The sequence below is a fragment of the Sinorhizobium sp. NFACC03 genome, from assembly GCF_900103435.1.
Taxonomy (GTDB): domain Bacteria; phylum Pseudomonadota; class Alphaproteobacteria; order Rhizobiales; family Rhizobiaceae; genus Ensifer.
Map to the genome: position 1 here is coordinate 752,289 of NZ_FMXF01000001.1, position 26,033 is coordinate 778,321.

General features: G+C 62.2%; 25 protein-coding genes. 18 read left to right on the top strand and 7 right to left on the bottom strand.

Translation table 11 applies throughout. The features are described from left to right. Positions 1–137: 137 nt before the first annotated feature. From BLU35_RS03655 to era, 6 genes are all read left to right on the top strand, one after another. Complete coding sequence (locus BLU35_RS03655; protein WP_065377015.1) at positions 138–287, top strand: DUF3563 family protein; 150 nt, start codon at positions 138–140, stop codon at positions 285–287. A 288-nt stretch (positions 288–575) separates the two neighbouring features. Continuing rightward, complete coding sequence (locus tag BLU35_RS03660) at positions 576–1,031, top strand: DUF2062 domain-containing protein (protein WP_245296263.1); 456 nt, start codon at positions 576–578, stop codon at positions 1,029–1,031. Further along, positions 1,028–1,447 carry a holo-ACP synthase gene (gene acpS, locus BLU35_RS03665; protein WP_058320270.1) on the top strand — a complete coding sequence of 140 codons (420 nt, stop codon included), beginning with the start codon at positions 1,028–1,030 and terminating at the stop codon, positions 1,445–1,447. Before BLU35_RS03660 ends, acpS begins: the two co-directional genes overlap by 4 nt. A gap of 161 nt (positions 1,448–1,608) precedes the next feature. Then, the gene (lepB, locus tag BLU35_RS03670; protein ID WP_058320269.1) at positions 1,609–2,352 is read left to right on the top strand and encodes a signal peptidase I; all 744 of its coding nucleotides are present in this window, start codon (positions 1,609–1,611) and stop codon (positions 2,350–2,352) included. Then, positions 2,352–3,068 (top strand): ribonuclease III, encoded by a 717-nt coding sequence (gene rnc / locus BLU35_RS03675; protein WP_093232142.1) that lies wholly within the window; start codon positions 2,352–2,354, stop codon positions 3,066–3,068. Before lepB ends, rnc begins: the two co-directional genes overlap by 1 nt. 8 nt (positions 3,069–3,076) lie before the next feature. Then, on the top strand, positions 3,077–4,006 hold the full coding sequence (gene era / locus BLU35_RS03680) for a GTPase Era (RefSeq protein ID WP_057252807.1): 930 nt from the start codon (positions 3,077–3,079) through the stop codon (positions 4,004–4,006). 133 nt (positions 4,007–4,139) lie between these two features. On the opposite strand, the gene BLU35_RS03685 is transcribed toward era, so the two are convergent. Continuing rightward, positions 4,140–5,129, bottom strand: a complete 990-nt coding sequence (locus BLU35_RS03685; RefSeq protein WP_093232143.1) for a glycerophosphodiester phosphodiesterase family protein — start codon at positions 5,127–5,129, stop codon at positions 4,140–4,142. Positions 5,130–5,303: 174 nt separating this feature from the next. Between BLU35_RS03685 and BLU35_RS03690 the strand changes: the two genes are divergently transcribed. From BLU35_RS03690 to BLU35_RS03705, 4 genes are all read left to right on the top strand, one after another. Continuing rightward, the gene (locus BLU35_RS03690; protein WP_093232144.1) at positions 5,304–6,302 is read left to right on the top strand and encodes a glutathione S-transferase family protein; all 999 of its coding nucleotides are present in this window, start codon (positions 5,304–5,306) and stop codon (positions 6,300–6,302) included. A gap of 337 nt (positions 6,303–6,639) precedes the next feature. Next, entirely contained in the window at positions 6,640–7,947 is a 1,308-nt protein-coding gene (locus tag BLU35_RS03695; RefSeq protein WP_093232145.1) for a cyclopropane fatty acid synthase, read from the top strand. A 213-nt stretch (positions 7,948–8,160) separates the two neighbouring features. Further along, positions 8,161–10,467 carry a Tex family protein gene (locus BLU35_RS03700; RefSeq protein ID WP_057252799.1) on the top strand — a complete coding sequence of 769 codons (2,307 nt, stop codon included), beginning with the start codon at positions 8,161–8,163 and terminating at the stop codon, positions 10,465–10,467. Between the two features lie 231 nt (positions 10,468–10,698). Next, complete coding sequence (locus tag BLU35_RS03705) at positions 10,699–11,016, top strand: hypothetical protein (protein ID WP_057252797.1); 318 nt, start codon at positions 10,699–10,701, stop codon at positions 11,014–11,016. Positions 11,017–11,041: 25 nt separating this feature from the next. Here the strand turns inward: BLU35_RS03705 and rkpK are convergent, their stop codons facing one another. The 3 genes from rkpK to BLU35_RS03720 all read right to left on the bottom strand — a co-directional run bounded on the left by rkpK (position 11,042) and on the right by BLU35_RS03720 (position 13,871). Beyond that, positions 11,042–12,355, bottom strand: coding sequence for a UDP-glucose 6-dehydrogenase (gene rkpK, locus BLU35_RS03710; RefSeq protein WP_058329452.1), 1,314 nt, complete (start codon positions 12,353–12,355; stop codon positions 11,042–11,044). Positions 12,356–12,424: 69 nt separating this feature from the next. Then, a complete protein-coding gene (locus BLU35_RS03715) occupies positions 12,425–13,468 on the bottom strand; it encodes an NAD-dependent epimerase (protein WP_057252909.1) in 1,044 nt (347 codons plus the stop codon). Positions 13,469–13,538: 70 nt separating this feature from the next. Next, the gene (locus tag BLU35_RS03720) at positions 13,539–13,871 is read right to left on the bottom strand and encodes an ArsR/SmtB family transcription factor (RefSeq protein ID WP_057252795.1); all 333 of its coding nucleotides are present in this window, start codon (positions 13,869–13,871) and stop codon (positions 13,539–13,541) included. A gap of 50 nt (positions 13,872–13,921) precedes the next feature. Here BLU35_RS03720 and BLU35_RS03725 point away from each other — a divergent pair, with 50 nt between their 5' ends. Then, complete coding sequence (locus BLU35_RS03725; protein WP_093232146.1) at positions 13,922–14,404, top strand: SRPBCC domain-containing protein; 483 nt, start codon at positions 13,922–13,924, stop codon at positions 14,402–14,404. A gap of 110 nt (positions 14,405–14,514) precedes the next feature. Then, a complete protein-coding gene (locus BLU35_RS03730) occupies positions 14,515–14,874 on the top strand; it encodes a hypothetical protein (protein WP_286161430.1) in 360 nt (119 codons plus the stop codon). Positions 14,875–14,900: 26 nt separating this feature from the next. On the opposite strand, the gene BLU35_RS03735 is transcribed toward BLU35_RS03730, so the two are convergent. Further along, positions 14,901–15,644, bottom strand: coding sequence for a L,D-transpeptidase (locus BLU35_RS03735; protein WP_093232147.1), 744 nt, complete (start codon positions 15,642–15,644; stop codon positions 14,901–14,903). Between the two features lie 215 nt (positions 15,645–15,859). On the opposite strand from BLU35_RS03735, the gene recO reads away from it, so the two are divergent. Both recO and BLU35_RS03745 read left to right on the top strand, forming a co-directional pair. Continuing rightward, positions 15,860–16,606, top strand: coding sequence for a DNA repair protein RecO (gene recO, locus BLU35_RS03740; RefSeq protein ID WP_093232148.1), 747 nt, complete (start codon positions 15,860–15,862; stop codon positions 16,604–16,606). 16 nt (positions 16,607–16,622) lie between these two features. Further along, the gene (locus BLU35_RS03745; protein ID WP_093232149.1) at positions 16,623–17,132 is read left to right on the top strand and encodes a PaaI family thioesterase; all 510 of its coding nucleotides are present in this window, start codon (positions 16,623–16,625) and stop codon (positions 17,130–17,132) included. Positions 17,133–17,309: 177 nt separating this feature from the next. Here the strand turns inward: BLU35_RS03745 and BLU35_RS03750 are convergent, their stop codons facing one another. Further along, on the bottom strand, positions 17,310–19,322 hold the full coding sequence (locus BLU35_RS03750) for a PhoX family protein (RefSeq protein ID WP_093232150.1): 2,013 nt from the start codon (positions 19,320–19,322) through the stop codon (positions 17,310–17,312). Between the two features lie 288 nt (positions 19,323–19,610). Here BLU35_RS03750 and BLU35_RS03755 point away from each other — a divergent pair, with 288 nt between their 5' ends. The 3 genes from BLU35_RS03755 (at position 19,611) to BLU35_RS03765 (ending at position 24,025) form a co-directional block, all read left to right on the top strand. Beyond that, positions 19,611–22,430, top strand: coding sequence for a DUF2339 domain-containing protein (locus BLU35_RS03755; RefSeq protein ID WP_057252783.1), 2,820 nt, complete (start codon positions 19,611–19,613; stop codon positions 22,428–22,430). Positions 22,431–22,436: 6 nt separating this feature from the next. Then, the gene (locus BLU35_RS03760) at positions 22,437–23,093 is read left to right on the top strand and encodes an HD domain-containing protein (RefSeq protein WP_057252781.1); all 657 of its coding nucleotides are present in this window, start codon (positions 22,437–22,439) and stop codon (positions 23,091–23,093) included. Positions 23,094–23,173: 80 nt separating this feature from the next. Further along, the gene (locus tag BLU35_RS03765; protein WP_057252779.1) at positions 23,174–24,025 is read left to right on the top strand and encodes an MOSC domain-containing protein; all 852 of its coding nucleotides are present in this window, start codon (positions 23,174–23,176) and stop codon (positions 24,023–24,025) included. A gap of 62 nt (positions 24,026–24,087) precedes the next feature. Here BLU35_RS03765 and BLU35_RS03770 read toward each other — a convergent pair whose 3' ends face one another. Beyond that, the gene (locus BLU35_RS03770; protein WP_057252777.1) at positions 24,088–25,020 is read right to left on the bottom strand and encodes a phytanoyl-CoA dioxygenase family protein; all 933 of its coding nucleotides are present in this window, start codon (positions 25,018–25,020) and stop codon (positions 24,088–24,090) included. 127 nt (positions 25,021–25,147) lie between these two features. Between BLU35_RS03770 and BLU35_RS03775 the strand changes: the two genes are divergently transcribed. Beyond that, positions 25,148–26,014, top strand: coding sequence for a helix-turn-helix domain-containing protein (locus BLU35_RS03775; protein ID WP_093232151.1), 867 nt, complete (start codon positions 25,148–25,150; stop codon positions 26,012–26,014). Positions 26,015–26,033: the final 19 nt, after the last annotated feature.

Sequence of the window (26,033 nt, forward strand, 5' to 3'; positions counted from 1 at the left end):
CTCAAAAACAGGCACGAGGTGCATGGCAAAGCGGCAAGGCATGCTGTGACTGCATGGCTGCCGCCTTTTCCAGGAACTGGTGGAAAAGGGACTTCTAAACTATCTTTTGTATCGGGAGGTAAACAAAGAGGTTTGCCATGTTCAATCAGTTGAAGAAGATCACCCGCGCACTGCGCGTCCCCACTCAGGAAGAGCGTGAGCTCGCCTATCTCAATAGTTCGGTCGATCGCATCGATCTCGAGTACCGTCAGCGCCAGATCGATCGCGGACTGTTCCGCAACTACTAAGTCGATCGCATCCCGTCTGGTGGCGGGATGCTGAAGTCATGCGTTCCGTGAATGGCTTGCCTGCGACATATGCGCGGCGCGCCGGCGGGTTGCAAGCCGCAGGCATGACGCCTATCTTGCGGCCAGCAAACAGGCGGACGCGCCGTCTTGTGCCGGTCGACGGCTCCAAGATGCGGTCATGACGGCAGAATGTTATTTAGACGCAGAAAACCGGTCACGATTTCCGAAAGGCTCCGCGCACTCCTGTGGCCGCGCAAGGGCTTTCGGCGTGGTCCGCGCTACATTGCCTTGCGCATCCTGCGCCTCTCCTCGACGCCGCATTCGATTGCTGTCGGGGTGGCTGCGGGCGTAGCGTCGTCGTTTACGCCGTTCTTCGGCCTGCACATCGTCATAGCCGTCGCTCTGGCCTTCGTGTTCTCCGGCAATCTGGTTGCCGCCGCGATCACCACCGCGCTTGCCAATCCGGTGACGATCCCGATGATCCTGACCGCGTCCTATGAGTTGGGCATCGCCATCTTGGGTGTGGAAAGCGCGCACGCCGCCAGCAGCGCCGACGTGATGCGCATGGTCGAGCACCTTGACCTCTCTGCCCTTTGGGGACCGGTCTTCAAGCCGATGCTCATCGGTTCCCTGCCGCTGGCCGCCGCCGGCGCGCTGATTTCCTATCTTGCGGCCTACCACGCTGCTCGCATCTTTCAAAAGCGACGCCGGGCGCGCACCAAAGACTTCGGATCTTCCTCATGATCATTGGCATAGGCAGCGACCTGATCGATATCAGGCGGATCGAAAACTCGCTTTCTCGCTTCGGCGAGCGCTTCGTGCAGCGCTGTTTCACGGAAATCGAGATCGCCAAGTCCGAAGGCCGGAAGAATAGGGCTGCGTCCTACGCCAAGCGCTTCGCCGCCAAGGAAGCCTGTTCGAAGGCGCTGGGGACGGGTCTTGCGCAGGGCGTCTTCTGGAAGGACATGGGCGTTATCAATTTGCCCGGCGGCAAACCGACAATGAACCTCACCGGCGGTGCGGCGGAGCGTCTGGCGCAGATGCTGCCGCCCCATCACCGGGCGGCCATTCACCTAACGATCACCGACGATTTTCCTCTGGCGCAGGCCTTCGTGATTATCGAAGCGCTGCCCGTTGCCCCGGTTGAGGGAACGGTTTAGAGCATTCCGCTGGAAAACCCGGTCCGAGGCGATTGAAGGGCAGGCAGTCTGCAGCATATGAGACCGGATTGTACGCAGTTTGAAGGTGGGATCAGAACTGCGGAAGAAAGTTAAGAGCAAGCCCCGGTGAGGGCGTTGCCATGATAAAGGAAGACACTAGCGTGGCAGAAAAGACAGAAGCGAAGCAGAGCGGTCTCTGGGAAAACGTGAAGGTCGTTATCCAGGCGCTCCTCCTGGCCGTAGTCATCCGTACCGTTCTCTTTCAGCCCTTCACCATTCCCTCGGGCTCGATGATGCCGACGCTGCTCGTCGGCGACTACATCTTCGTCAACAAGTTCGCCTACGGTTTTTCCAAGTATTCGCTGCCGCTTTCTCCCGATCTGTTCTCCGGCCGCATTTTCGCCAGCGAGCCGAAACGTGGCGATATCGTCGTCTTCCGCTTCCCGCCGAACCCCGATATCGACTATATCAAGCGCCTCGTCGGCCTGCCGGGGGATCGCGTCCAGGTGCGCAACAGCATCCTCTACATCAACGACAAGCCGGTCGACCGCGTGCCGGACGGTGCGTTCCGCGCCGACGATCAGTACGACACCGGCGGAGACGTCCCGGTCTATCGTGAGACGATGGACAATGGCGTGTCCTACGACACGCTCGACCAGTTCCCGGATTCGCGCGGCGACAACACCCGCGAATTCATCGTGCCCGAAGGTCACTACTTCATGATGGGCGACAACCGCGACAACTCGGCCGACAGCCGCTTCGACGTCGGCTTCGTCCCGGCCGAGAACCTGGTTGGCCGCGCCAGCATGATCTTCTTCTCGCTCGGCAACGACACCTCGTTCCGCGAAGTCTGGAAGTGGCCGGCGAACCTGCGTTACGATCGTCTGTTCAAGGCGGTCGAATAATGAAGTCGCGGTCGCTGAGCGCGGAGGATCGGGCAAAACTCGAGACCGTGATTGGCTATCAGTTTGCTGAGAAGGAGCGCCTGGATCGGGCGCTCACCCATTCCAGCGCCCGTAGCGCCAAAGGCTCCAACTATCAGCGCCTGGAGTTCCTGGGCGACCGGGTACTTGGGCTCTGCATTGCCGAACTTCTATTCCAGACGTTTCGCGATGCAAATGAAGGCGAGCTGTCGGTACGGCTGAACCAGCTCGTCAGCGCCGAAAGCTGCGCCATGGTCGCCGACGATCTCGAACTGCACCAGTTCATCCGCACCGGTTCCGACGTCAAGAAGATTACCGGCAAGGCGATGATGAATGTGCGCGCCGATGTGGTAGAGTCGCTCATCGCCGCCATCTATCTCGATGGGGGCCTTGAGGCCGCCCGCGGCTTCGTGCTGCGCCATTGGAAGGATCGGGCGGTCCGCGCCGACGGTGCCCGCCGCGATGCGAAGACCGAATTGCAGGAATGGGCGCATGCCAAGTTTGGCATCGCGCCGACTTACAGGACGGACGATCGTTCCGGCCCGGATCATGATCCGCGCTTCACGGTAACCGTGGAGATCGCGGGGGTCGCGCCGGAGACCGGGATCGACAGGTCCAAGCGTGGCGCCGAGCAGGTCGCCGCGATGAAATTGCTGGAACGCGAAGGCGTGTGGCGGAAAAACTCCGCCGGAAATTGACGGAAAAAATGACGGACATGGAAAAAGATACGGCCGCTGAAGGCGCGCCGACCCACTCGGGTTTCGTGGCGCTGATCGGCGCGACCAACGCAGGCAAGTCGACCTTGGTCAACCGCCTCGTCGGCGCCAAGGTTTCGATCGTCAGCCACAAGGTGCAGACCACGCGCGCGATCGTGCGCGGCATTGCCATCCACGACAACGCTCAGATCGTCTTCATGGACACGCCCGGCATCTTCAAGCCGCGGCGGCGGCTCGACCGTGCCATGGTCACGACCGCCTGGGGCGGCGCCAAGGATGCGGACGTGATCATGCTCCTGATCGATAGCGAGCGTGGCCTGAAGGGTGATGCGGAAGCGATCCTCGAGGGGCTGAAGGAAGTGCACCAGCCGAAGATCCTCGTGTTGAACAAGATCGACCAGGTACGGCCGGAGGATCTTTTGAAGCTCGCGGCTGCGGCCAACGAGACGATCAAGTTCGAACGCACCTTCATGATCTCGGCGCTGAACGGTTCGGGCTGCAAGGACCTCATGGACTATCTCGCCGAGACGTTGCCGGAAGGTCCCTGGTACTATCCGGAGGATCAGATTTCCGATTTGCCGATGCGCCAGCTCGCGGCCGAAATCACCCGCGAGAAGTTGTTTCTGCGCCTGCATCAGGAGCTTCCCTATGCCTCGCATGTCGAAACCGAGAAGTGGGAAGAGCGCAAGGACGGATCGGTTCGCATCGAACAGGTGATCTACGTCGAGCGCGAGAGCCAGAAGAAGATCGCGCTCGGCAAGAACGGCGACGCGATCAAGGCGATTTCGACGGCGTCGCGCAAGGAGATCTCCGAGATCCTCGAGCAGCCGGTGCACCTTTTCCTGTTCGTCAAGGTGCGCGAAAACTGGGGCGACGACCCCGAGCGCTTCCGCGAAATGGGCCTCGAATTCCCGCGATAAGCTGGGGCGATCCGGTTCAAGACGGTCTCGGTACCCGTGCAGGACGGGCGTCGCGTTGCAGCGATACCTGTCTATCGAGACGCGCAAAGTCGCACGATGACGGCAAGGGGGAAGCCGTGCCTTGGATGCCGCCTCAGTTCGCCCTGGCCTCAGCGACCTGCCGCTTTCCCAGGGCCGGGCCGATCATCTCGATACGGTTGGTCCAGATGTAGCCGGAAAACCCCGGCGGGACCAATTCCAGATCCTGCATCGTATCGATCCCGGTGGTGAAGTCGCCGCCGTGATAAGGGCCGAGCAGGATGATATCGCTTCCGGCCGCTTTCATGCGGGCGGAGAAACGGTCGGGCCAACCCCAGAGAAAATGCGCGTAATTGCCGGGCACGATGACGAGAGTGTTCCGGCAAGCCTCCGGCATCAGACCGGTCCAGCCATAGCCGAGATAGCGCGTTAGGCACGCCATCGTCGACGTCCGGTCATAGCCGCGCATCCCTTCCACGCGCTTCAGAGTCTCGCGAGTCGGTTCCTCGCCGCCATACACCCCGAACATAGCCTGCCGCCATTGCGGCCGCGCTTCGATCAGCGTTGCGAGTGCCGCGCCCTCCTCGGCGCGCCGGCTCTTGAAGTTGACGAGAAACTTGCGGTCGGGCAGGGCAGCCAGCACCTCATCCAGCGTCGGCATCTGGCCGACGCCCTTTCCGCGGAAGGGGAAGGTCTTGCCGCCATCGGCCGTATAGCCGTAACCGATATCGAGAGACTTCAGCGTCGCCATCGGCGTTTCTTCGGTAACGCCCTTGCCTTCGGTCCGACAGTCGAGCGTCCAGTCGTGAAAGACGGCGAACTGTTTGTCTGGCGTGAGATGCACGTCGAGTTCGACGACATCAGCGCCCGCATCGAAGGCAGCCCCCATCGAGGCGATTGTATTTTCGAGATAGGAATGCTGTGGCGGATCGATGATCGTTGCAGTGCAAGTGTCGTTGCCGACATTGGCCTTCGGATAGGTTTGGTGGACGCCTCGGTGCGCGAGCAGTTTCGCCGAGCCTGCCGGTGGCGTGACGAACAGCGACGTGTTCATCAGCCAGACGACGGCGGCAAACAGAACAATGGCAGCAACGAACTTCTTCATCCTGATTCTCCTCTTCGAATCCGGATTGCTCGACATTGTGGCGCCAGGATGTTGATACACGCCTCACGTGCGTGTCGCGGATTGCGAACGATGTGTCACCCGCGCGCGCGATTGACCCGCAGCGGAGCCCTGTGAGACGTAGCTATCGTTGATTTTGCGATCCGGAGAAAAGAGATGCCGCAGCTTGTCGAGGGAAAATGGGTCAAGGGCGACGTTGCGGCCAGCGAGATGAAAGGGGGTGCATTCCACCGGGAGCCGACGCGCTTTCACCGCTGGATCACGCCAGAGGGGAGCCCAGGCCCGGAAGGCCAGCCGGCTCTGCCGGCCGAGGCCGGGCGTTACCGCCTGTTCGTTTCCTATCTCTGCCCCTGGGCCTCGCGCACGATCGCCTTCAGAAACCTCAAGGGATTGCAGGATATCATCGGGCTTACGGTGGCCAACCCGGTGCTCGGAGAGGATGGTTGGACCTATAACGAGCCGGTCGATGCCGGTGAGCGCGTCGGCAAGATCCGTTTCCATCATGAGCTCTATGTGGCGAGCGACCCGACCTATACCGGCAAGGTCTCGGTTCCGGTTCTCTGGGATATGCAGGAGGGTCGGATCGTCAACAACGAGTCCGCCGACATCATCCGCATCCTGAATTCGGCCTTTGATCACTTGACCGGCAACCGGCTTGATTTCTATCCGGAGGCGCTGCGGGGAGACATCGATCACTGGAATGGCCCGATCTACGAGCGGGTCAACAACGGCGTCTATCGATCCGGCTTTGCAAAGACGCAGGAAGCCTATGATGAGGCGGTGTCGAGCCTGTTCGGCATGCTCGACGAAGTCGAGGCACACCTCGCGGTCAACCGTTATCTCGCAGGCGAGTACCTGACCGAGGCGGACATCCGCTTGTTCGTCACCCTGATTCGTTTCGATGCGGCCTATCATGGCGCCTTCAAATGCAACATCCGCCGGATCGAGGACTACCCGGCGTTGTCGAACTATCTGCGCGAAATCTATCAATGGCCGGGTATCCGCGAGAGCGTGCGCATCGATCATATCAAACGCGGCTACTACGGCATTGCCCACATCAATCCGACCCGCATCGTTCCTGCCGGCCCGATGCTGGATTTCGATCGCCCGCATGATCGTGCTCGCTTGCGAGGGCGCGGAGTCGTTGGCGCATAGCCGCGTTTCCCCATTTGCTAAGGAAACAAATCTATGAGGGGCCATAGAGAACCCATTGCCAATCGATGGAAGCTTCCTAAATTAATGGAAGTTCTGATGGATAGGAGCCCGATGGCGGCTGGCCTGACGAATTTCCGGCGGGGCAAGCACAAGGAGCCTGACGACGCCCGCTGGATGCCCGTGACGCCACGCCCGAGCCGGTTCTCGCCGCTTCCGGACGCGCTCGCGTTTGCTCCCGAGGCGCGCTCGCGCAAACCCTCCGGAAGCCCCGAACGAGCCGACCCTTCGCATCTCTCATGCGCCAGGACACCGTGGGTAGGTCTGGTAGGGGTGAGATATGAATGCAGCATTGTTGACTTTGCTTCGCCGTCTGGTGCGCAACGGCAATCTGACGGTGACTTTTTCTTCCGGCGAACAGGTCGTTCTGGGTGACGGCACCGGAAAACCGGCATCAATCCGCATCGTCGACGCGGAGGCGGAGAATGCGATCGTCCGGGACCCGGGCCTTCGCTTTGGTGAAATGTACATGGATGGGCGCGTCGTCATCGAAAGAGGTGACATTTTCGACGTGCTTTCGATCGTGAAGGCGAACGGCATCGAGAATGCGGCAAATGCCACCAACACGATCACAGGCCTGTGGCATGTGCTGCGCCAGCAGTTGGTGAGCCGCATGCCGGTCAATCGCAACCGGAACAACGTCGCCCATCACTACGATCTCGATCGCAATCTCTTCAACCTGTTCCTCGACGAGGACTGGCAATATTCCTGCGCCTATTTCCAGCCGCGGGGAATATCGCTCGACGCAGCACAGCTCGCCAAGAAGCGGCACATCGCCGCGAAGCTTCTGCTGGAGCCGGGGCAGAAGGTGCTGGAGGTCGGTTCCGGCTGGGGCGGGATGGCTATGTATCTGGCCGAATCCTCCGGAGTCGAAGTCACGGGCATCACGCTCAGCGAGGAGCAGCTGAAGGTTTCCCGTGATCGTGCCGCCAGGCGCGGGCTTTCCGATCGTGTCCGCTTCGAACTGCAGGACTACCGCACCCTTGAGGGCCGGCAGTTCGACCGCATCGTCTCCGTCGGCATGTTCGAGCATGTCGGCATCGGCAATTACGGAAATTTCTTCAGCAAGATAAAGGAGCTGCTGACGCCGGAAGGCGTCATGCTGCTGCATTCGATCGGCCAGGTCTACAAGCCCTGGGCGACCAACCCGTGGATCGAAAAGTACATCTTCCCCGGCGGTTATATTCCCGCTCTCTCCGAGGTTCTGCCGTCGGTCGAGCGTATGCGGCTGCTGGTGAAGGATGTCGAGATCCTGCCGATGCACTATGCCTGGACCTTGCGGGCCTGGCGTGAGCGTTTCGTCGCGCGCCGCGAAGAGGCGGTAAGGCTCTACGACGAACGCTTCTTCCGCATGTGGGAGTTCTATCTGGCGGCTTCCGAAACGGCCTTCCTCTACGACAAACACTTCATCTTCCAGCTTCAGCTCTCGCCTTCTCTCGATGCCGTGCCGGTCTCGCGCGACTACATCGAGGAGCGGGAGCGGCAATTGATCGAGTTCGAGAAGCGTCGGCCGCCGCTCGAACCGGTCAACAATTGGGACGAGGCGCCGGCGGAAGAACACATCGAACCGGCTGCAATGGCGGTCTGATTTAAGGCCATCCCTGTCGCGATAGTTCGACACGGGATGGCCGTCCCCCATCTTCTGTGGAGTTCGGAATTTCCTCCGAAGGCCTTCACTTGGCCTCGAAGCCCTGCGCCTTTATGGTCGCCGACCAAACGACTGCCTGTTTCCGCGGATCATCTCCGATCCAAGGACAAAACGTGCAGTGCTTCCAAGCGCTGCAGGAAAGACGGAATTCCCATGGCCAACCCCGCTAAATCCATCGCCGCCATTATTGCCAGCGAAATCAAGGCAGCACCTTCGCAGGTTAAAGCCGCTGTCGAGCTGTTGGACGAGGGGGCAACGGTGCCGTTCATCGCGCGCTACCGCAAGGAAGTGACCGGCGGCCTAGACGATACGCAATTGCGTATGCTGTCGGAGCGGCTGACTTACTTGCGCGAACTCGAGGCGCGTCGGGCATCGATCCTCGAGTCGATCCGCGGGCAGGACAAGCTGACGGACGAACTGGAAGCCAAGATCGCTGCCGTCGAAACCAAGGCGGAACTTGAAGACATCTATCTGCCCTACAAGCCGAAGCGCCGCACCAAGGCTGAGATCGCCCGCGAGCGTGGCCTCGCGCCGCTGGCGGAAGCGATTCTGGCCGATCGCTCCGTCGCGCCGGCCGATCGCGCAACGGCCTTCCTGACCGCCGAGGTGGTTGATGTGAAGGCGGCGCTTGATGGCGCGCGCGACATCATCGCCGAAGGCATGACCGAAAACGCCGATCTGCTTGGCCGCCTTCGCAATCATATGAAGGGCGCCGCCTTCCTGCGCGCCAAGGTCGTCGACGGCAAGCAGGAGGCCGGCGCCAAGTTCTCCGACTATTTCGACCATTCCGAGCGCTGGGCGACGACGCCCGGTCACCGGGCGCTGGCGATGCTGCGCGGTTGGAACGAAGAGGTTCTGTCCGTTGATATCGTCGTCGATCAGGACGACACGTCGCCGGTAAAGCCGGTCGAGCGCATGATTGCCGCCGCCTACAATGTCGGCGCCCATCTGCCGGGTGACAAATGGCTGGCCGAGATGATCGGCTGGACCTGGCGCGTGAAGCTCTCCATGTCGCTGTCGCTCGACCTGATGCGTGAACTGCGCGAGCGTGCCGAAGAGGAGGCGATCCACGTCTTCGCCCGCAACCTCAAGGACCTGCTGCTTGCCGCGCCTGCGGGATCGCGGGCCACGATGGGCCTCGATCCGGGCATCCGCACCGGCGTCAAGGTCGCGGTGGTCGACGGCACCGGCAAGCTGCTCGAAACGACAACCGTCTACCCGTTCCCACCGAAGAACGACGTTCGTGGCACGCAGGCCGAGCTCGCCTCGCTGATCCGCAAGCACAAGGTGGAGCTGATCGCGATCGGCAACGGAACCGGCAGCCGTGAGACCGAAAAGCTCGTTGCCGACATGCTCCTGCAGCTGCCGGCGCCGAAGCCGACCAAGGTCATCGTTTCCGAAGCCGGCGCCTCGGTTTACTCGGCATCTGAAACGGCCGCCTTGGAGTTCCCCGGCCTCGACGTTTCGCTGCGCGGTGCAGTCTCGATCGCCCGCCGCTTGCAGGATCCGCTGGCCGAGCTTGTGAAGATCGAGCCGAAGTCGATCGGCGTTGGCCAGTACCAGCACGACGTCGACCAGTCGAAGCTCAGCCGCTCGCTCGATGCGGTGGTGGAAGACGCGGTGAACGCCGTCGGCGTCGACGTCAACACGGCGTCGGCACCGCTGCTTGCCCGGGTGTCCGGCCTCGGCAAATCCTCGGCCGAGGCGATCGTCGCGCATCGTGACGCGACCGGGCCGTTTGGAAGCCGCAAGGAACTGTTGAAAGTGCCGCGGCTCGGCGCGCGCACCTTCGAACAGTGCGCAGGCTTCCTGCGCATCCCGAACGGCAAGGAGCCGCTCGATGCCTCCTCCGTCCATCCGGAAGCCTATGGCGTCGCCAAGAAGATCGTGGCCGCCTGCGGGCGCGACGTGCGCGCTCTGATGGGCGACAGTGTCGCCCTGAAGCAACTCGACCCACGGACCTTCGTGGACGAGCGCTTCGGCTTGCCGACCGTCAAGGACATTCTCGCCGAACTCGAAAAGCCGGGCCGTGACCCGCGCCCGAGCTTCAAGACCGCGACCTTTGCCGAGGGCATCGACGACATCAAGGACCTGAAGGTCGGCATGCAGCTCGAGGGCACCGTCACCAACGTCGCGGCTTTCGGTGCCTTCGTCGACATCGGCGTCCACCAGGATGGCCTCGTCCACGTGTCTCAACTCGCGGACCGTTTCATCAAGGACCCCCATGAAGTGGTGAAGGCCGGGGATGTCGTGACTGTCCGCGTCACTGAGGTGGATGTCGCCCGCAAGCGCATCGGCCTGACGATGCGGAAGGATGGTGGCGCTGAGTCAGGCCGCGAGGCCCGTGGCAGCGCACCGAATGGCGGCAACCGTGGCGCGCCCACGCGCCCGCAGAAGCCGCAAGCGCCGTCGCAGGGCGCCTTTGGTGCGGCCCTGATGGAGGCGATGAAGCGCAAATAGCAGCTTCGGCATCGGTTCTGCAGCGCCGCGCGTCATTACGACGCGCGGCGTTTCCGATGGATGGTCTATAATTTAGATAATTGTAATAATCGCGGCTTTCCGCCATACTCTCTCCATCGTGGCAACTGCGCTGTTTTGTGAGCAGTGCGCCGATGGAGCAGCCGGATTTACGGCGGAAAAGGTTAGCGGAAACTCCTCCTCCGCCGGGCATCCGGTGAAAGGAGTTGCGTGATGGTACGCAAGGTGATCCGCGGCTTCGCGCTGGCCGCCCTTCTGGCAGCCGGGGTGACGGCGCGCCCGGTCCCCGCAGTTTCGCAGGCCCCGATAAATTGCGCGAACCGATCCGAGGTGATCGAGTTTCTGGCGCGGCAGTATCGGGAAAAGCCAGCCGCCACGGCGCTCATCAATCCTCAGGCGATCCTGGAAGTCTATGCGGCCGACAACGGCAGCTGGACATTGATCGTCACGGACGTCAACGGCCGTAGCTGCGTCATCCTTGCCGGCAAGAGTTGGGAAGCTCTGCCGCCGCTGCCAGTTCCAAAAGCATAGTCGGCCCTCCCGCCAGCCGAAGCCCTCAGAGGGGCCGGCCGATGCTGGAATAGGCAAAGCCGTGCTTGGCAACCTCGTCCTGGCGGTAGATGTTCCTGAGGTCGACGAGAATAGGCGTCTTCATCGCGGATTTCAGGCGGCGGAAGTCAAGCGCGCGGAACTCGTTCCATTCCGTTACGATCACTAGCGCATCCGCTTCGTTGGCCGCCTCATAGGGATCGCTGGCATAGTCGATGCCGTCGATGATCTTCTTGGCGTTCTCCATGCCTTCCGGGTCGTAGCCGATAATGTGGGCGCCGGCATCCCGCAGCGTCTGCACGATGGCGATCGCCGGACTGTCGCGCATGTCGTCGGTGTTCGGCTTGAAGGTGAGGCCGAGGATCGCGATCTTGTGCCCGCGCACGTCGCCGCCGGCAGCCGCAATCACCTTGCGGCCCATTGCCCGCTTGCGGTTGTCGTTGATCGCAACCGTGGTCTCGACGAGCCGGACGGGCGCGTCATGGTCCTGCGCGGTCTTGACCAGGGCCAGCGTGTCCTTCGGGAAGCACGAGCCGCCATAGCCGGGGCCCGCATGCAGGAACTTCGAGCCGATGCGGCCATCGAGGCCGATGCCGCGGGCGACGTCCTGGACATTGGCGCCGACCTTTTCGCAGAGGTCGGCCATCTCGTTGATGAAGGTGATCTTCATCGCCAGGAAGGCATTGCCGGCATACTTGATCAGTTCGGAGGTGCGGCGTGACGTGAACACGAGCGGCGACTGGTTGAGATAGAGCGGCCGGTAAACCTCGGTCATGACGTCACGCGCCCGCGCATCATCGTCGACAACACCGATGACGATCCGGTCCGGCCGCTTGAAGTCCTCGATCGCCGCACCCTCGCGCAGGAATTCCGGATTGGAGACGACGGCGAAATCGGCGTCAGGATTGGTTTCGCGAATGATGCGCTCGACCTCATCGCCCGTGCCGACCGGAACGGTGGATTTGGTAACGATGACGGTGAACCCCCTGAGGTTCTCGGCGATCTCGCGGGCCGCTGCATACACGTAGGAGAGGTCGGCATGACCATCGCCGCGGCGGGAAGGGGTGCCGACCGCGATGAAGATCACATCGCTGTCGGCGACGGCGGACACGAGATCGGTCGTGAACGACAGTCGACCCGAGGCGACGTTGCTGGCCACCAGATGGTCGAGGCCGGGTTCGAAGATCGGAATACGCCCCTGCATCAGCGCGTCGATCTTGCTCTCATCCTTGTCGAGACAGACGACGTCGTGACCGAAATCCGCAAAACACACACCCGAAACGAGGCCTACATAACCGGCGCCGATCATTGTGATTTTCATAGGCTCTTTCCTTTGTTGTCTGGCGAGCTCTTGTCCGCGAACGCGGAAACCATGCTGGTTTGCACGTATCTATGCCTGCGAGGCCGAGGATCCGGCTTTCCCGCCAGCATTGTAGTATTCCTCATACCAGGCGGCAAAGCGCGCCACGCCTTCTTCCACCGGGATTGAGGGTCTGAAATCTGTCAATGCCTCCAGAAGATCAGGGGAGGCATAGGTGCGCGGCACGTCGCCCTGCTGCATCGGCAGCATGTTGCGCAGTGCCGGTTTGCCGACGGCCTTCTCGACCGTTTCGACGAACGTCATCAGTTCGACCGGCTGGCCGCCGCCGACGTTGACGACACGGAACGGTCCTTGGCGCGACAGCGTGTCCTCGGCCTTCTCGGATGGCACGCGGTTTTCTTCCGCCGGTGCCACGTGCGAGAGCCTGAGGATGCCTTCGACGAGGTCGTCGATATAGGTGAAGTCGCGGCTCATACGGCCTTCGCCATAAATGTCGATCGGCTGCCCCTTGTGGATGGCGTCGACGAACTTGAACAGCGCCATATCAGGCCGGCCCCAGGGACCATAGACCGTGAAGAAGCGGAAGGCGGTGGTTGGAACCTTGTAGAGATGGGCATAGCTATGCGCCATCAGTTCCATCGATTTCTTGGTGGCGGCATAGAGCGTCATCGGCTCGTCGGCGCGATCGGTCTCCGCAAACGGGATCTTCTCGTTGGCGCCGTAGATCGAGGACGTCGAAGCGAGCATCAGGTGCTTCGGGCCGAGTTCCCGCGCCAGTTCCAGGATGTTCCACGAGCCGATGAGGTTGGAATCGACATAGGCCTTGGGATTTTCAAGGCTGTAGCGGACGCCGGCCTGGGCCGCGAGGTGGATGATGACCTCGGGCTCGGCAATCTCCGCCGCATGGTTGAGCGCCGCCCGATCCTCAAGCATGCCGACGACAGCCTTGAAGCCGTTCGAACGCGCCAGGATCTCATGCCGGCGCTGCTTCAGCGTCACGTCGTAATAGGGCGTCATGCCGTCGAAGCCGACCACGAAATGTCCTTCGTCGATCAATCGCTTGGCGAGATGAAAGCCGATGAAGCCCGCGGTGCCGGTGATGAGGTAGCGCACGACCATGTCCCCAGATTGTGTTGTCAGGGCGTTCTTACGAAGAAAGCCGGGCAATGGAAAGTCGAAACCATCACTCCGACGGTTGGTCCAGCCCCTGTTGCAGGGCGGAGAGGACCGACATCGCGTGCCCCGCATATTGGCTGATCCAGCGGTCGTGAATGGCTTGGATCGGCAAAGCGTTCAGGTGGTTCCAGCGCTCGCGGCCCTCGCGGCGAACGAGCACGAGTTCTGCCTCTTCCAGCACCTTCAGATGCTGCATGACGGTGCAGCGATCGAGATTGCCGAATTGTTCGCAGAGCATGCCCGTCGTCTGCGGCGCGTGCTTCATGGCGTCGAGCATCTGGCGGCGCAATCCATTGGCCAAAGCTTTGAAAACGAGATCGTCTTTCGATTCGGTTGACATGTTATGTTTTTATAACATATTCTGTTCGGGCTCAATAGGAGGAACATCAGATGCCCTTCGAATTCCGTGTGAATGGACGGATCGATCGCCCGGTCGCCCAGGTATTCGATGCCGTCGTCAATCCGGATCAGCTCAGTCGCTATTTCGTCACCCTTGGCGGCATCAGCGGGCCGCTGGTCGCCGGGGCTACGGTCAAATGGTGGGGGCGGGTGCCGGTGCAGGTCGAGGCGGTCGAGCAGAACGAACGGATCGTCTTCCGCTGGGACGCCATGGTCGCCAAGGGCGAGGAGCCCTACCAGACCCGTGTGGAAATGTGCTTCCAGTCGCTGGATGACGGCGCCACTATGGTGACGATCGCCGAAAAGGGATGGCCCGAGAACGGGCAGGGGCAGAAGGGGTCTTATGTCAACTGCGAAGGCTGGTCGCAGATGCTTGCCTGCATGAAGGCCTGGCTCGAATACGGCATCAACCTGCGCCAGGGCTATTACCTCAGCGAACTCTCAGGCAAGCCGGCACTCGAGCCGCAAGCCTGAGCCAGCCGGCACCGGGCTTTCCGTTCCGGATCCGGGCGCGATTATCGACAATCGAAACACAAACAATGAGCCGCATCGGCAGGCGCCGGGCGGTAATGGGAGATTGCGTCATGACGAAAATCACAGGCGGCATCAATATCGCCGTGAAGGTTCCCTCGCATCAATATGAGGCAGTCGTCGCCTTCTATCGCGACACGGTCGGCCTCGAACCCATCGAAGAAAACCTGCCGGCCATCGGCTTCAAGCTTGGGCCCAACCAACTCTGGATCGACGAGGCGCCGAACTACAGCCAGGCCGAGGTCTGGCTCGAACTCTTTACCGATGACCATGTGGGTGCGCTTGATCATCTCGAAGCCAAGGGCGTCGTGCGCTGTGATGCCGTGGAAGATCTCGGCGAAGGTTTTCGCGGCGGCTGGATCATGAACCCGGCCAATATCGTGCACATGGTGCGGACGCCGGACGCCTGGTAGGCGGCCGGCATTCCGTCAAGCAGGTATCAGTAGGCCGGCGGCAGGCCGCCGTTCGAAACGCTCGCCATCGGCACGCCGCCGGCCGGCTCTGTCAACGGCGGTTCCGCCTGCAGTACCACGACGCGCGAATTGAGCGGCACACGGCTGTAGAGATCGATGATATCGGGGTTGAAGAGACGGATGCAGCCGCTCGAAACGGCCTTGCCGATCGACCAGGCCTCGGTGGTGCCGTGGATGCGGAACAGCGTGTCGCGGCTGCCCTGGAAGAGATAAAGCGCGCGTGGCCCGAGCGGGTTGCGCACACCCGGCTCCATGCCGCCGGCAAGCGGGCCGTAGCGTTCCGGCTCGCGTGCCACCATGCTTTGTGTCGGCGTCCAGCGCGGCCATTCGGCTTTGCGCGCAATGCGGGCCTCACCCTCGAATTCCAGGCCGGCCTTGCCGACGCCGATGCCGTAGCGCATCGCCATGCCGCCATCCTGGACGAGATAGAGGAAGCGGTTCTGGGTATCGATCACGATCGTGCCCGGCGGCTCGTGCGTCTGGTAGGCGACCTGCTGGCGGAGATAACGCTTGTCGACCTTGCTGATGTCGATCGCATCCAGCGGGAACTTTTCGTTGGGCAGCGGCCCGTACATCGCCACATAGTATGGATCCGGCCCCTTCGGCTTGGCCGGCCCCGACGTGGTGATGCAACTGGCGAGCGTCGAGGTGGCGAGAAGAAGGGCGAAGAGCTGCGCCAGGCGGCCGGCGCTGTTCCGGGACACACACATAATGAAATTTATTATCCTGCTGATTGTCATTTTGGGCGGGAGGCACGGCTTTTGCCGCTCTTCCGTTCTAATGTCAAAGACGGCGTCGGGGCGGCGACAGCATGTCGCAAACGAGGCAACCGGTGAGTGTGACCGAAAGGTGACAGTCGGCCGTGTCACGCTGGCTATCGCAACATCGCTTGATCCGCTTTCGACCGCGGGTGTATGCCATATCCATGCAATGGAGCGATCAGGCCATTATTCTCGGCATACGACGGCACGGCGAAAGCTCTGCCATCGTGGAGGTCATGAGCGCCACCCACGGCCGGCATCTCGGCATGGTGCGCTCGGGCCGCTCGCGCATCATGCAGCCGGTGTTGCAGCCGGGCAATTCGGTGGAAGTCACCTGGCGCGCGCGGCTTGACGAGCATATGGGCGAATTCCGCATCGAGCCGGTGGAGTTGCGGGCCGCGCGGCTGATGGAAACGGCAACCTCGGTCTATGGCATTCAGGCGCTCGGATCACTCCTGCGGCTGCTGCCTGAGCGTGACCCGCATCCGCATCTCTACGAGGCGCTCACCGTCATTGTCGATCATCTCGCCGATCCGGCCGATGCCGGAGAATTGTTCGTGCGCTTCGAGCTCGCGGTTCTCAACGATCTCGGCTTCGGGCTCGATCTGACGGAATGTGTGGCAACCGGCGCCCGCACCGAGCTTGTCTATGTGTCGCCGAAATCGGGCAGGGCGGTTTGCCGCTCGGCCGGGGAGCGTTATGCGGACCGCATGCTGGCGCTGCCGGATTTCCTTTCCGCCGAAGCGCGCCGAGCTGCCGATCACGACAGCCTTGCCGCCGCTTTCCGCCTGACCGCCTTCTTCCTCCACCGCCATGTCTATGAGCCGCGCGGCCTCGACGTTTCTTCCGCGCGCGACGGCTTCGTCCATGCGGCGCTCAAAGCGCTGAAGGCGCAATCCTCCGCCGCCTGACCCCCAGGAGTTATCAATGTATCAAGAACTTTATCCCGGCATGTCCGTATCCGGTATCGGCGTACTGTCGCTGGACCGCGTCGCCCGCGACGGTGGCCTCAAGGCGATGCAGGACTTGCTGAGCGGCGAGCTGCCGGCGCCGCCGATGTCGAAGACGCTGAAGTTCGGACTGAGCGAAGTCGAAGAGGGCCGGGTGGTCTTCAAGGGATTTCCGAACGAGGAACATCTCAATCCGCTCGGCACGGTGCATGGCGGATGGACGGCGACGATCATGGACTCGGCGCTCGGCTGTGCAGTTTTCACCACGGTGAAACCCGGCGAGGCCTATACGACAGTCGAATTCAAGGTCAACCTCGTCCGGCCGCTACTGCCGGGCATGGGCGAGGTCTTCTGCGAGGGGCGCATCGTGCATCGCGGACGGACGATCGCGACTTCGGAAGCCTGGCTTCGCGATGGAAACGGCAAGCTGCTGGCCCACGGCACCGAAACCTGCGCGATCTTCCCGATCGACAATCTGCGGCGTTAAAAGCAATTTCAGGAAAAGTGCGAAGCGGTTTTCCGTCCGGAATTGCGTCGCTTCAAATACAATTTCAGGAAAAGTGCGAAGCGGTTTCCATCCGGAATTGCGGCGTGAAAACAACTCCAGAAACAAGAAACGCCGCGCGACAGTGCGCGGCGTTCTTCTTTGCGATCGCAGCTCTTGTCAGCCGATACGGCCGCCGCCCTGCTTGGTCACCGCGACGACGGCCGGGCGCACCGGCATGTCATCCCTAAAATCAGGCCAGCGGGTTGCTGGCGTCTCGAAAGTGGCAAGACCGGCGTCGCCCGGATGCTGGACGGCCAGGAAGAAGGTGTCCGACGTCGGGTTGAAGCACGGGCCGCACATTTCCGCGCCAACCGGCACGCGGAAGAAGAGCTTCGACGTGCCGCGGGCACTGCCGTCCGTGTCGATCGCCCAGATGCCGTCGGTCCGGCCGGTTTCCTTCTGGTTGTTGCCGTCGGTCGAAACCCAGAGGCGGCCGTCGGTGTCGATGGCGCAGTTGTCGGGCATGCCAAACCAGCCGTTCTTGGTGGTCGCCGTCGAGAACGAGGCGCCAACCTCGGCAACGGCGGGATCGCCGCACTTCAGCAGCACGTCCCAGCGGCTCTTGAGCGACGCGAAGTCGCCGTCGGTCTCGGTGATCTCGACGATGTGGCCAAAAGCATTCTTGGCGCGCGGATTGGCGGCGTCGACTTCTTCTGCCTTGCGCTTGGTGTTGTTGGTCAGCATCACGTAGACCTTGCCCGTCTTCGGGTTCGGCTGAACGTCCTCCGGGCGATCCATCTTGGTGGCACCGAGCGCGTCGGCGGCGAAGCGGGTGTTGATCAGCACGTCCGCCTGCGAGGCGAAGCCGTTGGCTTCGGTCAGCGGGCCTTCGCCGTGGGTAAGCGGCATCCAGGTGACGGTGCCGTCCTCGTCGAACTTGGCGACATAGAGCGTGCCTTCGTCGAAGAGGTCCATGTTGGCGGCGCGATCATCAGGGTTGAAGGCGCCCTTGGTCACGAACTTGTAGACATAGTCGTAACGCTCGTCGTCGCCGGAATAGAGCACGACGCGCCCATCCTTGTTGACGATCGATTCACAGCCTTCGTGCTTGTAGCGGCCGAGTGCGGTGCGCTTCTTCGGTACCGAGGTCGGATCCAGCGCGTCGACCTCGACGATCCAGCCGAAGCGATTGGCTTCGTTCGGTTCCTTGGAGACGTCGAAACGGTCGTAGAAGGAGGCCCATTCGTACTGGCCGCCCGGTGCGCCCAGGCGCTTGAGCTGCTTGTACTCCGGGTGGTCTTCGGCGAGCTCGCCGCCGAAATAGCCGTTGAAGTTTTCTTCGGCCATCATGTAGGTGCCCCAGGCGGTGACCCCGCCGGCGCAATTGTTGATCGTGCCGAACACCTTCTTTCCCGTCGGGTCGGACGGCGTCTTCAGGCGGTCATGACCGGCGGCCGGCCCGGTGATCTGCATCTCGGTGTTGACCGTGATGCGGCGATTGTTCTTGCCGTCGAGAACCGGCTGCCACTTGCCGTCGACCTTGCGGATCTCGATGATCGTGCCGCCATGGGCGGCCATTTCGATGTCGACCAGTTTCTTGGTGTACTCACCGAGAACGACCTTCTCTTCCTCGACTTCCTTGCCGTCCTTCGTCACCTTTTCCTTCACGACGCTGGCGAAGGCCGGGAACATCAGCTCGGCATTGGTATATTCGTGGTTGACGACCAGGAGGCCATGGTCGGCGCTGCCGTCGAGCGGAATGAAGCCGACATAGTCGTTGTTATAGCCGAACAGCTTTTCCTGGGCAGCGGCCGTCTGGTTCTTCGGGTCGAACTCCGGGCTATCCGCGAAGATCTTGTCGCCCCAGCGCAGCAGGATGTCGGCATCGTAACCCTCGGCGACGTGGTGCTTCTCGTCGACGCCGGCTTCGATCTCGGTGAAGTCGAAGCGCGAACCTTCCTCGGCGCGTGCTTCTTGTGCGGTCAGGAGAGCCAGCGGGCTGACCGTCGTCGAAATCGCGGCAACGGCGAGCGAGCCGCCGATGAAGGAGCGGCGCGAGAAACGGCGATGGATGATGTCGCCCATCGTCGGGTTGGTGGAACAGTTGTGGCCAATGTCTTCCAGCTCTTCCCTGCGTTCCGTCAGCGTCTTGAATTCGGTCTCTTCCGTCTGGCCGAGATGCTTGTCCATGATCGGGTCTCCTGGTTGAACGATGGAAACCACCGCGCCGAGACAGCGGTGTTCATCCGCCTGTACCAGTTGCCCGGTGACAGTTCTGCGACATTTCCGTGAAGAGATTACAGCGCTCGGCCGTCTATTGTATGTTTCCTGAAATCCCATTCGATTTCAGGATAAAAACATGCAGCTACAGGGACCTTTGTGCGTCTGATAAGACGCGCGGCGCTGTAGAGATTTGGCGAGCGTACAAAAGTTTGTATGGTTGCGCCGAGCACGCCGGTGCGACCGTCAGGGGTATACATGTTCGAACTCTTTGCTTTTCTTGCCTTTATCCTCGCTCTTTCCGCCTTCGCCGGCGGTCGCAAGACGGCCGAGCGGCTGGGGGCTGAAATCTCCGCGCTGAAGGCCGAGGTCGCAAAGCTGAAGACCTCATCGGGCGAAGGCGTTCAGGCCGAAGCGACGACCGAAGAGCTCGCCGCCGCGCCCGAATCGCCGGTGGAACCGGAGACGGTCGAGGAGACTGCGATCGGCCTGACGGCCGGCGCGCGCGAGGGTGCCCGGATCTTCGGCGAAGTGGAGAAGGCGGCGGAAGACATCGAGGGTGGCGAGACCATTGCCGCCAGCACAGAAGCGCCACAGCCGGTACCGGCTGCGCTCCGTCAGACCGAAAGCCTGGAAAGCCGCCTCGGCGCGCGTTGGGCGGTCTGGGTCGGCGGCATTGCGCTCGCGCTCGGCGGCGTCTTCATGGTCAAATATTCGATTGATGCCGGCCTCCTGAGCCCGGCGGTTCGCCTGACGCTTGCCGCCCTGTTCGGCCTCCTGTTGATGGCCGCAGGGGAGGTCATCCGCAGGCGTGCGGTGCCTGTCATCGCCAATGAATTCCAGAACGCGATGATCCCCGGCATCCTGACTGCGGCCGGTGCCGTCACCCTGTTCGGTGTCGCCTATGCCGCCTATGGCATCTACGGCTATATCGGCACGGGCGCGGCATTCGTTCTGCTGGCCGCGACCTCGCTGGCGACCGTTGGTCTGTCGCTGCTGCATGGGCAGGCGCTCGCCGGCCTCGGTCTGCTTGCCTCGCTCGCAACCCCGGCACTCGTCTCGAGCGACGAACCGCGCCCCTGGGTCCTCTTCGGTTTCCTCTCGGTCGTCTGGCTGGCGACTTTGCTCGCGTCGCGGCTGCGGACTTGGACGGTAGTGCCGACCCTTGCCAACGTCGGCATCGGGCTTTGGGGGCTTGCCTATATCACTGCGGCCTCGCCATTCGAACCGCTGCCGGTCACATTTGCGCTGTTGGTGATGATCGTCGGCATCGGCCTCGTCTGGCCAGGTGCTACGGAAGCTGCTCCCGCGCCCGAAGTGCCTGAGGGTGCGCAGCGGCGCGGCGCCGTTGCCGGACAGTGGGAACGGTTGTTTATCCCGCCGCATGCGGCAATCTCCATTTCCGCGGCCATCGCCGCCACGGTGCTTGCGCTCCTTCTGATCAGCCCGGCGGTTTCCGCGGCGACGTATCCGGTGACGGAGTTTGCCGTTGTCATTGCTGTCCTCGCTGCCTTGGGAGCCTGGCGAGCGACGGCGGTCTATCCCGCCGTACTTTCCGCCGTCGGCGCAGTCGCCGGCGTCTGGAGCCTGACGGCGCTGAGTGGCGTGCTCGCCTATCTCGATCCCTCGCTTGCCGACGCTCTGCCGACGATCGTGCTGCCTGGCCGCACCGCCATGATCACGGCAATGCTGCTTGCGGCGCTGTTCGTGTTGCTCGGCGGCTTCGTGCTATCGCGCCGCCTCGTCACCCATCCGCATTATTCGACCCTTTGGGCCGGCATCGCCGCGGTTGTCCCGATCGCCCTGACGGCGATGTCGTTCCTGATGACCGGCAACTATGCCTTCGATCTGCCGCACGGCCTGTTCTCGCTCTTCGCCGGAGCCGCGCTGCTCGCGTTAGTGGACTGGCTTTACCGCCGCGGCGGCGAGGCGGAGGCGCGCGATATCACGGCTGGATTACTGGTCGCCGGTTCGTTCGCGTTCTTTGTCCTTGCCCTTCATGCCTGGACCGATGGGCTCGTCACCACACTTGCGATTGCCGTGCTCGGAACAGCCTATGCGCTCGCGACACGCATCCGCACCTGGCCGATCCTGCCCTGGATGACCGGTGCTGCGGCTGTGGTCGTTCTCGGGCGCATCGCCTGGGAGCCGACGATCGTCGGTGCTGGCAATCTCGGCACCACGCCTGTCTTCAACGCGCTCCTGCCGGGCTACGGCATTCCCGCCGCGCTCCTCGCCGGCTCCGCCTATTTCCTGAGATCCTGGTCGAACACACGAGTACGCAACCTCCTGCAGGCGCTCGCCAGTCTCTTCGTGCTCTTGACGCTCGCGATCCTCGTGCGTCACGCGATGAACGGCGGCGTGCTCGACAGCGCTGTGCCGACGCTCGGCGAGCAGTCGATCTACACGCTGCTGGCGATCGGCGCCTCGGCGATCTTCATGAGCCTCGACATGAAGTCGCCGAGCCCGGTCTTCCGCTATGGCGGCATGGGCCTCGGCGTACTTTCGATGTTGTCGGTGCTTTCGGCGCATCTCCTCGGCCTCAACCCTTACTTCAGCGGCGAGCTTCTCGGTCATATCCCGTTCTTCGATCTCCTGCTGATCGGCTATCTGCTACCGGGGCTCGGCTATGCGGGGCTAGCCTGGTATGCGCGTGACAAGCGGCCGTTGCCCTATGTCATGGCGCTTGCGGTCAGCGGCGCTGTGCTGGCCTTCGCCTGGGCGAGCCTCACGGTCCGCCGGGCATGGCAGGGGGAAGACATCGCGGATTGGAAGGGTTTCCTGCAGGGGGAGACCTACACCTATTCGGTTGTCTGGCTGCTGCTGGGCGTGTTGCTGCTCGTGCTCGGTTCGCGTTTCCATGCCAAGAGCATTCGCATCGCTTCGGCCGTTCTCGTCTTCGTCGCTGTCCTGAAGGTGTTCCTGATCGACATGTCCAACCTCGAAGGTTTCCTGCGGGCCCTGTCCTTCATCGGCCTTGGCGGGGTATTGATCGGGATAGGGCTCTTCTATCAGAAGATCCTGTCCGGTGTCGGCGTCGCATCGACGGCGCCGACAGATCCTGCCGAACAGCAATAGGACGTCATGACACATATTTCGAAACTGGCGGCAGCCTTCGCGCCGCATGAGGATCTCGCCGCGGTGCTGCTGCCGCATGCCTTTGCCGCCGATGACGGCTCGCATGATGCCGCGCATCTGATCCGCGTCTGGAAGAATGCTGCGCGCATCCACGCGGAGGAGGGCGGCGATACGCGTTCGCTCGCCGCCGCCGTCCTGCTCCATGATTGCGTCTCGGTCGAGAAGAACTCGCCCTTGCGCACCCAGGCATCACGTCTGGCGGCGGAGAAGGCGACCGGCATTCTGCAGGAACTCGGCTGGGGTACGGGAGAGACCGGCGCCGTGGCGCACGCCATCCTGACCCACAGCTTCTCCGCCAACATTGCACCGGAGACGCTGGAGGCGAGGATTCTTCAGGATGCCGACCGGCTGGATGCGATCGGTATGGTCGGCGCCGCCCGCTGCTTCTATATCGCCGGGCGCATGGGCAGCGGTCTCTATGACCCCCTCGATCCGCTGGCGGAGGCAAGGGAACTCGATGACAAGGCGTTCGCCATCGATCATTTCGAGACCAAGCTGTTCCGGTTGGCCGATGGCTTCAAGACCGAAGCTGGCCGCCGATTGGCGGCGGAGCGCGAGGAGCGCCTGCGCGACGTGCTTGCCATGATGCTCGATGAAATCTAATTCTTTCAAGATATTGCCGCTATCCCGTGAATCGGATCGTCAGGCGCTTGAATCTATTTTTGAACATGAAGGAATTGTCCATGAAGGTGACCGGTCTCAACATTCATCCGCTGAAAAGCGGCCGCGCCATCGCCCGTGAGACGGTTACCGTCAACCTCGATGGCGTCGAGGGCGACCGGCGCTTCATGCTGATCGAGCCGGACGGGCGCTTCATCACCCAGCGCGAATTGCAGGCGCTGGCGAAGGTCGAAGCCAGCCACATCGATGGCGGTGTGCATCTTAGGATGGGCGACCGGGAAACCTCGGTACGCTTTGATCCGGATCGCCGGCTGAACGTCCAGGTCTGGGGCAGTGAAGTCGATGCCGCCGTTTCCGACGATACGGCGGATGAGACGCTGTCCGCATGGTTCGGCCGCCCGGTCAAGCTTGCCCACATGGACGCCTCGGCCGAGCGCTTGGTCGGTGCCGAGTGGGCCGGCACCGCAGCGCCTGTCGGCTTTGCCGATGGGTTCCCGGTCCTGATCACGACGACCGGCTCGCTCGCCGATCTCAACCGGACCCTCGCCGAAAAGGGCCAGGAGCCCGTCGGCATGGACCGGTTCCGCACCAACATCCTCGTCGATTGCGACGACGCCTGGGATGAGGATTTCTGGGAAAGCGTCGAGATCGGCGGCATTCGGTTCGATCTCGTCAAGCCCTGCGCCCGCTGCATCATGACGACACAGGATCAGATCACCGGCGAGCGTATTGGCGGCAACCCGATCCAGGGACTGGCCGAAAAGCGCATGTCGTCTGATCGGCGCGTGCCCGGCGTGCTCTTCGGCTGGAACGCGGTGCCGCGCAGCGAAGGCACCCTCAAGCTTGGCGATGAGGTCAAGGTCACCGGCCGGCGCGGTGAACGCTGGCCGATGAAGGTGCGTGCTTCGGCTTAAATCGGACGCAACTCCGGACGGAAAGCCGTTTCACATTCTTCTCGGAATTGCTCCGGGCCGCATCACGCCCAGGGCGTGATTCCGAGAAGCTTGGCGCCGAGATCCGAGAGGCTGGCGGGGGAGGCATTGAGCTTTTCCCATTGGCGCGGGTCGCCGGGAAAGGCGTCACGCTTGGGGTGGTCGAGTTCCCGCCACAGCCGCACCCGTTCCTCGCGCTCGGCGACATTGTCCCATTCCGCCGGATGCATCGAGATATATTGCGCCATCCGCACACGGTCGTCGGAGTGGTTGGGGCGCACACCATGGGCGAGCAGGCTGTTGAAAATCATCAGGTCGCCCGCCTCCATCTCGATGTTGACAGTCGAGAGACCGGCCATGTCGGGGTGCATCGGGTCGCGGTCGGCAGCTTGCGTCTTCTCCCAGCTTTCGAAGTTTTCGAAGAGTTCCGGCACGCATTGGAAGCCGCCGACGTCGCCGTCCTGTTTCTTCAGGCTCAGCACGCCCTGAACGCCGATCGGCAGCGGCCGAATCGAGGTGTCGACATCCCAATGGATGAATCCGTCAGGATTACCCTTCACCTTCTTCGGCGGATTGAGGTTGGCGCGGTCAATCGTCACCCACAGATCCTCGCGATCCCAGATGTCGACGAAGGCGCCGTAGATGCGCGGCTCCTGCCGGTTGTCCCAGAGATACTGGTGATTGTAGATCTCCAGCATGCCGGTGTTGTTGAGTTCCTTCATCTTGTGCTCGCGCCGCTGCGGCGCATACCAGGTCGAAGGATCGCTCGGATCCTTCTCGTCGAAGCGCCAGAGCAGATCGACGAGGCGCTCGACATTGGCCGGCGGCACCGCCTGTCTCACGATGACGTAGCCCTTGCTGACCCAATGCTGCCAGTCCGTTTCCGAAAGCACGCGCAGCGGCAGCCGCTTCTTGATGTCCTTCAGTTGTACCTCGAGATTGGCAGCCGTGGGGTGGCTGTCTCTGAGCGCCTGCATGAATGTCTCCTCGCCTTGAATGTTCGATTGGTCGATGGAGAAAGCCTAGCCTTCTGGTCGACGCCATGTTGCACGAAGCATGCCAAAATTGATACTATTCTGGCATCGTGAGGCGAAGGCATGCAACATGAAGCCTGTTGTGCAGAAAATACCGCGGGCGACCAATGCTTCGTCGATCCTGCTCGACCGCCGCCTCGACGATTCCATTCCGTTCCAATGGCACCATCATCCGGAGTTCGAACTGACGTTGACGCTCAACTCGCGCGGCCAGCGCTTCATCGGCGACCATATCGGCGCCTATGACGACGGCGATCTCGTGCTCGTCGGTTCCAACCTGCCGCACACCTGGCACTCGTCGGGTAAGATTGACAGTGCCGAACCGCACGTGGCGCTGGTGCTCTGGTTTCATCCGGAATGGGTGGAACGTCTGGACGACGGCTTTGTCGAGCTCACCGGTGTCAAGGCGATGTTCGAGCGATCCGCCCCGGGCTTGCAGTTCACTCCGGAAGTTGCCGCCCGTGTCAGGCCGCTGTTTGAAGGGTTGCGCAGGCTGGCGCCGGAGGAACGGCTGCCGGATGTCCTCTCTCTGCTGACAATCCTGGCGCGTGAGCAACAGGTGGCGCCGTTGTCCAGCCGTGTCGTCACGCCATCGGGCCGATCGGTCGATCGTGGTCGCCTCGACCGTGTGCTCGACCATATCCATCTGCACTACGCCGAGAACCCATCGATGGAGGAACTCGCCGACCTTGCCGCCCTCAGCCTTTCCGGTTTGCATCGCCTGTTCCTGCGCCACCTCAACATGCCGGTCTCGGAGTATCTGATGCGGTTGAGGATCGGCGAAGCCTGCGCGCTCCTCAGCGGCTCGGGACGATCGATCGCCCACATCGCCGAAGCCGTGGGCTATCGCTCGATCGCCAACTTCAATCGGCAGTTCAAGGCGGCCAAGGCCATGACGCCCAGGGAGTTCCGCAACCGATTCCGAAGCGCTGCGTAACTCAGGCATCAATTCCGGT

Bases quoted from the DNA above. Each gene is read 5' to 3' on its own strand.
- BLU35_RS03720 (WP_057252795.1), bottom strand. From the start codon at position 13,871: ATGTCAACCGAATCGAAAGACGATCTCGTTTTCAAAGCTTTGGCCAAT.
- BLU35_RS03750 (WP_093232150.1), bottom strand. From the start codon at position 19,322: ATGGACAAGCATCTCGGCCAGACGGAAGAGACCGAATTCAAGACGCTG.
- BLU35_RS03655 (WP_065377015.1), top strand. From the start codon at position 138: ATGTTCAATCAGTTGAAGAAGATCACCCGCGCACTGCGCGTCCCCACT.
- BLU35_RS03755 (WP_057252783.1), top strand. From the start codon at position 19,611: ATGTTCGAACTCTTTGCTTTTCTTGCCTTTATCCTCGCTCTTTCCGCC.
- BLU35_RS03745 (WP_093232149.1), top strand. From the start codon at position 16,623: ATGTATCAAGAACTTTATCCCGGCATGTCCGTATCCGGTATCGGCGTA.
- BLU35_RS03685 (WP_093232143.1), bottom strand. From the start codon at position 5,129: ATGAAGAAGTTCGTTGCTGCCATTGTTCTGTTTGCCGCCGTCGTCTGG.
- rnc (WP_093232142.1), top strand. From the start codon at position 2,352: ATGAAGTCGCGGTCGCTGAGCGCGGAGGATCGGGCAAAACTCGAGACC.
- BLU35_RS03695 (WP_093232145.1), top strand. From the start codon at position 6,640: ATGAATGCAGCATTGTTGACTTTGCTTCGCCGTCTGGTGCGCAACGGC.
- BLU35_RS03730 (WP_286161430.1), top strand. From the start codon at position 14,515: ATGACGAAAATCACAGGCGGCATCAATATCGCCGTGAAGGTTCCCTCG.
- BLU35_RS03700 (WP_057252799.1), top strand. From the start codon at position 8,161: ATGGCCAACCCCGCTAAATCCATCGCCGCCATTATTGCCAGCGAAATC.
- BLU35_RS03705 (WP_057252797.1), top strand. From the start codon at position 10,699: ATGGTACGCAAGGTGATCCGCGGCTTCGCGCTGGCCGCCCTTCTGGCA.
- BLU35_RS03770 (WP_057252777.1), bottom strand. From the start codon at position 25,020: ATGCAGGCGCTCAGAGACAGCCACCCCACGGCTGCCAATCTCGAGGTA.
- era (WP_057252807.1), top strand. From the start codon at position 3,077: ATGACGGACATGGAAAAAGATACGGCCGCTGAAGGCGCGCCGACCCAC.
- BLU35_RS03775 (WP_093232151.1), top strand. From the start codon at position 25,148: ATGAAGCCTGTTGTGCAGAAAATACCGCGGGCGACCAATGCTTCGTCG.
- BLU35_RS03760 (WP_057252781.1), top strand. From the start codon at position 22,437: ATGACACATATTTCGAAACTGGCGGCAGCCTTCGCGCCGCATGAGGAT.
- recO (WP_093232148.1), top strand. From the start codon at position 15,860: ATGCAATGGAGCGATCAGGCCATTATTCTCGGCATACGACGGCACGGC.
- BLU35_RS03735 (WP_093232147.1), bottom strand. From the start codon at position 15,644: ATGTGTGTGTCCCGGAACAGCGCCGGCCGCCTGGCGCAGCTCTTCGCC.
- acpS (WP_058320270.1), top strand. From the start codon at position 1,028: ATGATCATTGGCATAGGCAGCGACCTGATCGATATCAGGCGGATCGAA.
- rkpK (WP_058329452.1), bottom strand. From the start codon at position 12,355: ATGAAAATCACAATGATCGGCGCCGGTTATGTAGGCCTCGTTTCGGGT.
- BLU35_RS03765 (WP_057252779.1), top strand. From the start codon at position 23,174: ATGAAGGTGACCGGTCTCAACATTCATCCGCTGAAAAGCGGCCGCGCC.
- BLU35_RS03725 (WP_093232146.1), top strand. From the start codon at position 13,922: ATGCCCTTCGAATTCCGTGTGAATGGACGGATCGATCGCCCGGTCGCC.
- BLU35_RS03690 (WP_093232144.1), top strand. From the start codon at position 5,304: ATGCCGCAGCTTGTCGAGGGAAAATGGGTCAAGGGCGACGTTGCGGCC.